This window comes from Lentzea sp. NPDC060358 (assembly GCF_042725365.1).
GTDB lineage: Bacteria > Actinomycetota > Actinomycetes > Mycobacteriales > Pseudonocardiaceae > Lentzea.
This window is the reverse complement of the sequence record NZ_JBHXCW010000276.1, coordinates 1-9,341: the sequence shown is the minus strand read 5'-3', so window position 1 is coordinate 9,341 and position 9,341 is coordinate 1. Positions and strand designations below refer to the sequence as shown.

4 protein-coding genes are annotated in these 9,341 nt (G+C 71.8%); all 4 read right to left on the bottom strand.

All coding sequences use genetic code 11. From position 1 onward, the window contains the following. Positions 1–33 precede the first annotated feature (33 nt). The 4 genes from ACFWGZ_RS35900 to ACFWGZ_RS35885 all read right to left on the bottom strand — a co-directional run bounded on the left by ACFWGZ_RS35900 (position 34) and on the right by ACFWGZ_RS35885 (position 9,293). Entirely contained in the window at positions 34–3,768 is a 3,735-nt protein-coding gene (locus tag ACFWGZ_RS35900) for a glycoside hydrolase family 2 TIM barrel-domain containing protein (RefSeq protein ID WP_382456042.1), read from the bottom strand. A 69-nt stretch (positions 3,769–3,837) separates the two neighbouring features. Beyond that, positions 3,838–5,121 (bottom strand): ricin-type beta-trefoil lectin domain protein, encoded by a 1,284-nt coding sequence (locus ACFWGZ_RS35895; RefSeq protein WP_382456041.1) that lies wholly within the window; start codon positions 5,119–5,121, stop codon positions 3,838–3,840. A 17-nt stretch (positions 5,122–5,138) separates the two neighbouring features. Beyond that, a complete protein-coding gene (locus tag ACFWGZ_RS35890) occupies positions 5,139–6,428 on the bottom strand; it encodes a cellulose binding domain-containing protein (RefSeq protein ID WP_382456040.1) in 1,290 nt (429 codons plus the stop codon). 18 nt (positions 6,429–6,446) lie between these two features. Further along, a complete protein-coding gene (locus ACFWGZ_RS35885; RefSeq protein ID WP_382456039.1) occupies positions 6,447–9,293 on the bottom strand; it encodes a glycoside hydrolase N-terminal domain-containing protein in 2,847 nt (948 codons plus the stop codon). Positions 9,294–9,341 lie beyond the last annotated feature (48 nt).

Here is a 9,341-nt window from a genome sequence, read left to right as displayed (position 1 = left end):
GCCCGCACGTGCGGGCGTCCTCGCCGCCTCATCTCACAGGCGTTGCAGTGCGAACCGCTGGTTGAGCCCGGACCCGGCCGCCCACAGGGAGAGCCGGGCACCGTCCGCGGTGGACTGCTCCCAGACGTCCAGGGCGAGACCGCTCTGCCGGTGGACCAGGCCCACCACGCCGAGCCCGTGGTCGACCACCTGCCACTGCTGCGCGGCCGAGCCGGTGTCGGCCTGCTGCGTGATGTCCGCACCGCTGCTCGAGGCCTGGAGCACGAGACCGCTGTGCCGCGCGCGGATGCGGTAGTAGCCGCCGCCGGAGTCGAGGAAGTCGAACACCTGGTTCAGCCCGCCCGTGGCGCTCCACTGGACCGCGGTGGCGCCCGCCGCGGTGGACGCGCCGGTGATGTCGGCCAGCTTGCCGCTGTGCTGGGCGACGAGCCGGTAGTCCACACCGGTCTGCACCGGCCCGGTGCCGCCGCCCGCGCTGCCGACCGGTGCGCGCGACAGCGCGAGCGCCTGGCCGAGGTCGGGCAGCGGCTTGAGCCGGTAGGTGAAGCTGTAGTCCCGGTTGGGGAACAGCTTGTAGGTGTCGAGCGGCTGCGCGCCCCAGCTGTCGTTGCCGCCCACACCGGTCTGCCGCAGGTTCAGCCGCAGCACTACGTCCTGCCGCCGGGTCAGCTGGTAGTCGTGCCGGACGCCCTTCGAGAGGTCCTCCGGCGTGAAGTGGGACGCGTTCACCTCGATCGGCTGGTCGCCGCACGCGAGCAGGCCGCGGCCGTTGCCGTCGACCAGGGCGACCCACCGAACGTCGGTCTTGTTGCCGTTCTCCTGCGGCCGCAGGTACCCGGTCCACTGCTCGGCCACGGTCGAGGAGTACACGCCAACGTCGGAACCGGTCTTGCGGTCCCACTGGTTCTCGTGCGGGCCGCGGCCGTAGAAGCGCAGCCGGGAGAGCTCGCCCGGCAGGAACAGCATCGTGCCGACCTCGGGGATGTAGGGCAGGCTCGACGACCCGGGGTGCAGGGTGTTGTCGACCTTGATCTCGCCGTTGCCGTAGACGGTGTAGATCATGGTGAACGTCGAGGTGGTGCTGGTCGGCAGGGTGCCGCTGACGGTGATCCGCGCCTCGCGGTCGGATGGCCGGTCCAGCACCACCCGGCTCACGGTCCGGTTCGTCCCGGCGTAGCGCCACGTGCCGTTGCGGTTCGGGTGGCCGTTGCCGACGTCGTTGTCGGTCGGCGCCCGCCAGAAGTTCGGCACGGGGCCCGAGGTGAGCAGCCGCATGCCCATCGCCTCGTAGGAGGTGATCACCCCCGTCGACTTCGCCACGGTCACGGTGAAGCCCTGCCCGGTGACGGTGATGCGGTCCCCGGAGTCGGTGGCGCTCAGCGCCGGCACGGACGTGACCGGGACGGGCACGACCGGCGGGCTGCCCAGGTCGACCGGCAGCTGCTGCTTGGCCACCTCGAACCCGGCGGCGGCCCAGGGCGTCGCCGCCCGCAGCTTGAACGACAGCTGCAGGAAGTGCTCCGCACCGGGCGCGGGGTTCGCCGGCCGCTGCACGGGCAGCTGCACGGTCTTGGTGGACAACGGCGCGACGTCGGCCTGCGCGGAGGTGAGCTGTCCACTTTGGACGACCGTGCCGTCGGCGACCAGCGACCAGTCGGCGACGAACTCGTTCACGTTGGTGAAGAGGTGCTCGTTGGTGATCCGGACGGTGTCGAAGGAGCCGCCGGAGCTCACGACGATCGCCTGGTAGACCTGCTTGACCTCGACGGCCTTGCCGCTGATCCGCCGGTCGGTCGTGACGATGCCGTCACCGCTGAAGGCGCCGTCGTTCGGGTTGTCGCCCCAGTCGCCGCCGTAGGCCTGGAAGCTGACCCCGGACGCGGTCTTCCAGGTGAGCGCCTGGTCGACGAAGTCCCAGATCCAGCCGCCCTGCAGGACCGGGTTGGCGCGGATGATGTCCCAGTACTCCTTGAGGTTGCCGGTCGAGTTGCCCATGCTGTGGGTGTACTCGATCATCACGTACGGCCGGGTGTCGGACGTGTTCCGCGCGCGGTTCTGCACCCCGGCGGGGCTCTCGTACATCGCGGACCGGATGTCGCTGACCTGCGGCCGGTTGTCGCCCTCGTACTGGATGACCCGCGTCGGGTCGGCCGCGCGGATCCAGTCGCGCATCGCGACGAAGTTGCTGCCGCCGCCCGCCTCGTTGCCGAGCGACCACATGATCACCGACGGGTGGTTCTTGTCCCGGTGCACCATCTGCGCGGCCCGGTCGAGCACGTTCGAGGTCCAGTCCGACCGCGAGGCGGGGTAGTTGTCCCGGATGCCGTGGGTCTCGAGGTTCGTCTCGTCGAGCACGTACAGCCCGTACTCGTCGGCCAGGTCGTACCACAGCGTGTTGTTCGGGTAGTGCGACGTGCGGACCGAGTTGATGTTGAGCTGCTTCATCACGGTGATGTCGCGGACCATGTCGTCGCGGGTCAGCGCCGCGCCGCGGTCGGGGTGCATCTCGTGCCGGTTGGTGCCGCGCAACGACACCGGCTTGCCGTTGATCCGCATCAGGCCGTCCCTGAGCGCGAACTCGCGGAAGCCGACCCTGGCCGAGACCGTCTGGACGACCGCGCCCGCCGCGTCCCTGAGCGTGAGCACCGCCGTGTAGAGGTTCGGTTTCTCGGCGGACCAGAGCGCGGGTCCCTGCACCGCCTTCGAGCCGCGGCCGGTCACCTCCTGGCCGGACGAGGGCGCGTTCACGGTCGTGCGCAGCGGTTCGGTCCACACCGCTTGCCGGTTGCGGTCGTAGAGCTGGGTCTCGACCGTGAACGCGCCCGTCTGCTGGCCGCCGGTGTTGCGCACGACCACGGCCACGCCGAGGTCGGCGTTGGTGTAGTTGTCGCGCAGCGGCGTGGTGATCGTGAAGTCGCGCAGGTGCACGGGCGGCAGCGAGTACAGGAAGACCGGCCGGAAGATCCCGGACAGCCGGATCATGTCCTGGTCCTCGAGCCAGTCGCCGTCGGGGTAGCGGAACACCTCGACGGCGAGCAGGTTCGACCCGGCGCGCACGTGGTCGGTGATGTCGAACTCCGAGGGCGTGTAGGAGCCCTCCCGGTAGCCGACCTTCGTGCCGTTGACCCAGAGGTAGAACCCGGCCTTGACGCCCTCGAAGTGGATGTGGACCCGGCGGCCCTGCCAGGTGGACGGCAGCGTGAACGTCCGGCGGTACTGGCCGACGGCGTTGACGCGTTGCGGGGCGAACGGCGGCTGGGCGTTCTCGTTCTGGCCGTTGCCGCCCCACCACGGGTAGGTGATGTTGACGTAGATCGGGTTGTCGTAGCCGTGCAGCTGCCAGTTGGCGGGCACCGGCAGGCTCGCCCAGCCGCTGTCGTCGACGTCGGTCCGCCAGAAGTTCAGGTCGCGGTCGGCGGGCTTGGTGACGTGCTTGAACTTCCACGTCCCGGTCAGGTCGAGCCGGTACGGCGAGGTGGAGCGGTCCGCCGCCAGCGCCTGTGTGAGGTCCGCGTACGGCATGAGCGTCGCGTGCGCGGGCTGGGAGTTGACCTGGAAGATCCCGATGTTGTTGTTCCACTCGGGGTAGCCGTTGGGCGGGTCGGGCCACGCCGCGGCGGAGACCCCGTCGGGCGCCGGCGTCGGGGTCTCGGCCGCCGCGCCGGCCGGGCCGGTCAGGGCGGGTGCGGCGAACGCCGCCAGGCCGCCGCCGAGCAGGGTGCGGCGGCGTACCGGGTGGGCGGGCTGGTCCTCTGGTGCGTGTGACACGTCTTCTCCTGGCCTTTCGCCGTCGGCAGGGGGCGGTGGCGGGGGCACTCTCCGAGCATCGACCAGGCGTCAGGCCTTCGTCCAGCGCTGGTCGGCGCTGCCCCGGCAGGTCGCCACGGTCACGGCCGCGCCGTTGCCCGTGCCGCCCGCGGTGAGGCACAGGCCCGTCTGGGCGTTCGTGATGGTGCCGTCGACGGTCCAGCTCTGGTTGGCGCCGCCGTGGCAGTCCCAGATCTGCACCCTGGCGCCGGACACCGCGCCGGTGGGCACGTCGAGGCACTTGCCGGAGACCTGGAGCGCCGGGCCGTTCTGGGTGAACTGCTGGTTGGCGTTCGAGTGGCAGTCCCAGGTGATGAGCTGGGTGCCGTTGGCCGTGGCCGCCCCGTTCACGTCGAGGCAGCGGCCGGAGGACTCGCCGCGCAGCCGGAACGAGGCAGGGCTCGGCGTCGTGTCGCCGGTGAAGAATTTCCACACCTCGGTCTTCACCCAGCTGCGGGCGCCGCTCTCGCACCCGGCGCACCCGTCCACCGGACCCTGCTGGTGGCCGCCGTCGAACGGCGCCCACACCACCGGGTAGCCGCTGCGGCAGCCCGCGTAGGCGGTGGTGATGTGGGTGTTGCTGCCCCGCGCGGGCTCCGGCGGGTTCTGCGCCGTGCAGCCGTTGTTGCGGACCCAGCGGTCGCGCTGGCCGCGGCCCGACCCGATGTTGTCGCCGATGCCGTGGATGCCCATGAACGCGACGGGGGCCGTGCCGCCGGCGCACCCGCTGATCTCGCCGGGCGAGGCGATCGCGGCGATGGCGCGGAACACCGCCGGGCGGGAGCAGGCGAGCGAGATGCTCATCGCGCCGCCGTAGCTGAAACCGAGCGAGAAGCGCTGCGTCGTGTCCACGCACAGGTCGTTCTCGATGCGGGCGAGCATGTCGTCGACGAACCGGATGTCCTCGCCGCCGGAGTTGCCCCAGCCGTTGTTGAGGCCCTGGGGCGCGACGAAGATCGTCGAGTTGTTCGCCAGCCGGCGCAGGCCGTAGTAGGCGTAGACGTCGCCGTCGCTGCCGCCGCCCGCCACCTGGCCCGCCGTGCCGCCGAGCCAGTGCAGGCCGAAGACCAGCCGGTACTGGCGGGAGCTGTCGTAGCCGTCGGGGATGCTGAGGATGAACGAGCGGTTCTTGCCGCTGCTCTGGATGGTCTGGTCGCCGCTGCGCAGGGTGGGCGCCTTGCCGCACCCGGCGGTGCCCGCGAGCGCCGCGGGCTGCGCCGAGGCCTGTGCCGGTGCCGCGACGGCGCCGGTCAGGACCAGCGCGGCCGCCGCGACCAGCGACCACGCCCGTCGTTGGATGGTGTTGCGTCGCATGGGTTTCTCCTCCGTGCTCAGGCGGCGGCGCACGTCGTGCCGTTGAGGGCGAACGAGGCCGGTGCGGAGGCGTCCCCGGTGTGGTTCGCCTGGAAACCGACCGTGATGGACGCGTTCGGCGCGATGTCGGCGTTGTAGGAGACGTTCCTGGCCGTCACCGCACCGGAGGCGGGGGAGTAGGTGGCACCCCAGCCGGAGGTGATGGCCTGGCCGCCGGGCAGCGTGAAGGCGAGCGACCAGCCGCTGATCGCCGCGGCACCGGTGTTCGTGATGGTGATGCTCGACGTCAGACCGGTGTTCCAGGCGTTGTTCACGGCACCGACCCGGCAGGTCGCGCCACCCGGCGGGTTCGTGGTGGTGGACGTCGGGCCGGTGCCGCCGCCGAACTGCGTGATGAACTTCCACGCCTCGCCGGAGGTCCAGGTGCGCCAGCCGTCACCGCCCGAGTCGATCGGGCCAGGGGTGTGCCCGCCGTCGAACGCGGCCCACACCACCGGGTAGCCGGCGCGGCAGCCGCTGTAGGCCGTGACGATGTGCGTCCGGCTGCCGGCGGCCGGCTCGCGGGGGCTCTGCGCGGTGCACCCGTTGTTGCGGACGAACCGGTCGCGCAGCCCGCGGCCGAGACCGATGCCCAGGACGTTGTCGCTGACGCCGTGGATGCCGAGGTAGGCGATCGGGTCGCTGCCGCCGCTGCACCCGCTGAGCTCGGCGCCGGAGTAGACGACGACCGCGCGGAAGACCTTGGCGCGGGCGCAGGCGAGCGCGTAGGACATGCCGCCGCCGTAGCTGAAGCCACCGGCGTAGCGCTGCGCCGTGTCGACGCACAGGCTGGTGTCCAGCAACCGGACCAGGTCGTCGATGAACGTCAGGTCCTGCCCGCCGGGGTTGGCCCAGCCGTTGCCGTTGCCCTGCGGTGCCACGAAGATCGTGCCGTTGTTCGCGGCGTCGGAGAGCTTGCGCAGGCCGTAGTAGGACCAGTTGTAGCCGTCGGTGCCACCGGAGTCGACGTCGTTCGCGGTGCCGCCGCGCCAGTGCAGGCCGACGAACAGCCGGTACTGGCGGTTGCTGTCGTAGTTCGGGGGGACGCGCAGGATGTAGGTGCGGTTCTGGCCGCCGCTCGCGATGGTGTGCTGGCCGCTCGTGAGCGCCGGTGCCTTGCCGCACCCCGCGGTGCCCGCCAGCGCGCCCGCCTGGCCCGGTGCCGTGCCGCCGGCGGCTATGCCCGCCGCGCCGAGGAACACGACGGCGCTCGCCGCCGCCAGCGCGACCACGACCCTGCGCCGGAACCACCTGTGCTGCTGGAACATCGTCGTTCCTCCGGTTCGTCAGGCTGGTTGGAGCTGGAACCGCTGGTTCTCGGCCCCGCTGGGAGTCCACAGGGAGATCCGGGCGCCGTCGGCGGCCGAGGCCTCCCACACGTCGAGCGCGAGGCCGCTCAACCGGTTGACCAGGCTGATCACCCCGCCGCCGTGGTCGGTGACGCGCCACTGCTGCGACGTCGCACCGGTGTCGGTCTGCTGGGTCACGTCGGCACCGGTGGCCGTGCTCGCGGCCTGGAGCACCAGGCCGCTGTGCCGGGCCCGGACGCGGAAGTAGCCGCCGCCGGAGTCGACGAAGTCGAACTGCTGGTTGAGCCCGCCGGTCGGGGACCACTGCTGCAGCAGCGCGCCGGGCGCCGTGGACACCCCGCTGATGTCGGCGTACTTCCCGCTGTGCCGCACCACGAGCCGGTAGAACACCCCCGGCTGCACCCCGGAACCCGCGCCCTGGCCGGTCGCGCGGTAGGTGTGCCCGCCCTGGACGGTGAACTCCGCGACGTCGGCCTCCGGTTTCCCGGTCTGGACCACGGCTCCGGTCGTCGTGTCGCGCAGCTCGAACGTGCCCGTGAAGATCCGGTTGCGGACCCGGACCGTGCCGGTGCGGTCCGCGGTGACCGACAGCGTGATCGCGCCGTCGGCCGCCCAGGTCGCGCCGACCGTGTACCCGCCGCGCCCGCGCAGGCCGGTGACACTGCCCGCGGGCCAGGCCGGTGGCAGGGCCGGGAGCACGTGCAGCTCGCCGTTGTGGCTGTGCAGCAGCATTTCCGCGATGCCGGAGGTCGCACCGAAGTTGCCGTCGATCTGGAACGGCGGGTGCAGGTCGAACATGTTGGGCGCGAGGCGGTCCGTCGTCACCAGCGACCGCAGCAGGTCGTGGGCCCGCGAGCCCTCCTCGAGCCGCGCCCAGTAGTTGATCTTCCACGCGAGCGACCACCCGGTGCCGGCGTCGCCGCGCAGCTCCAGGGTGCGGCGCGCGGCGGTGTGCAGCGCGGGCGTGCCGCGCTTGGTGATCTGGTTGCTCGGGTGCAGGCCGTACAGGTGCGAGACGTGCCGGTGGTTAGGTTCGGTCTCCACCCAGTCGTAGAGCCACTCCACGACGTTGCCGCGCGACCCGACCTTGGTCGGGGCCAGCCGCTGGCGCGCCGACCGCACCTGCGCGCGGAAGTCGGTGTCGACGCCCAGCACCTCGGACGCGCTCGCGCAGCCGTCGAACAGGTCGCGCAGGATCTGCATGTCCATCGTCGGCCCGGCGCACACCGAGGCGTTGGAGTGGTGGTTGAGCTCCGGCGAGTTCGACGGGTTGGTGACGAGGTGGCCGAGCGCGGGCTCGGTGACGAGGGTGTCGAGGAAGAACTGCGCGCACCCCTTGAGCGCCGGGTAGTTCGCGCGCAGGAAGTCGGTGTCGCCGGTGAACCGGTAGTGGTCCCAGATCAGCGTGGACAGCCACGCCCCGCCGGTCTGCCACATGCCCGCCGCCGCGAAGTCGACGACCGAGGAACCGCGCCAGGCGTCGGTGTTGTGGTGGGTGACCCAGCCCCGCGCGCCGTACTGCACCTGGGCGGTGCGCGCGCCGGTGACCGTGAGGTCGCCGACCATCCGGAACACCGGGTGCAGGCACTCGCCGAGGTTGGTGGTGTCCGCGGGCCAGTAGTTCATCGGCAGGTTGGCGTTGATCGTGTACTTCGAGTCCCACGACGGCGCCATCTGGTCGTTCCAGATGCCCTGCAGGTTCGCCGGTTGCGTGCCGGGCCGCGACGACGAGATCAGCAGGTAGCGGCCGTACTGGAAGAGCAGCGCGGCGAACTGCGGGTCGGAGGTGCTCGCGTGCCGCGAGATCCGGACGTCGGTCGGCTGGTCGGCCGCCGAGGTGCGCCCGACGTCGAGCGTCACCCGCCCGAACAACGCCTGGTAGTCCGCGACGTGCCGCGAGCGCAGGGTGTCGAAGGAGAGGCCCTGCGCGGCGCTCAGGCGGCTGCGGGCGATGCCCTGGTAGTCGCCGTTGACCGTGCGGTAGTCGACATAGCTGCTGCCGATCGAGATCAGCACGGTCACCGAGTCGGCGCCGCTCACCCGCAGCGTGCCGGACGAGCTCGTGACGGTGCCGCCGGTGGCCACCGCCCTCGCCAGCGCCAGGAACCGCACGGTGCCGGTGATGCCGCGCTGGGTGCCGGAGATCCCGTCCAGCGCGATCGTCGTGGCGTCCGGGCTGGACGTCGTCGTGCGCTGGGGCGAGCCGAACGAGGCGGTGAACGAGACCGAGCCCGGTGTCTCCGCGGTCAGGCGCAGGACGAGGACCTGGTCGGGCGCGCTGGCGAACACCTCCCGCCGGTGGCGCACGCCGTTCACCACGTACCCGACCGCGGTCGTCGCCGTCGTGAGGTCGAGCGTGCGCTGGTACCCGCTCGCGGTGCCGGACGGCAGCACCAGCCGCAGGTCGCCCACCGGCTGGTAGGCGAGCTGACCGGCCGGGCTGCCCAGCATCGTCTGGTCGATCAGCGACTGCGCCTGCGTCCACTGGTTCGCGAACACGAGCTGCCGGATCTGCGCCAGCGATCCGGCGCCCCGCGGGTTGCTGTAGTCGTGCGGGCCGCCCGCCCAGACCGTGTCCTCGTTGAGCTGCAGGCGTTCGGTGTCGGTGTTGCCGAACACCATCGCGCCGAGCCGTCCGTTGCCCACCGGCAGCGCGCGCAGCCAGTCGCTGCCGGCGGGGCGGTCGTACCAGAGCGCGAGGTCGTTCGCCGCCCGCACCTGCGCGGGCGCCGCCGAGGAGGTCCCGGTGGCCGTCCACCCCGCCTGCGTCAGCGCGGCTCCCGCGCCGAGCTTCATGATCTGACGGCGGTTCAGGTCCGCCATGTCGGTCCTCCACTGGGTGCTCGCGGGTCGCCGGCGCACCACTGGCGC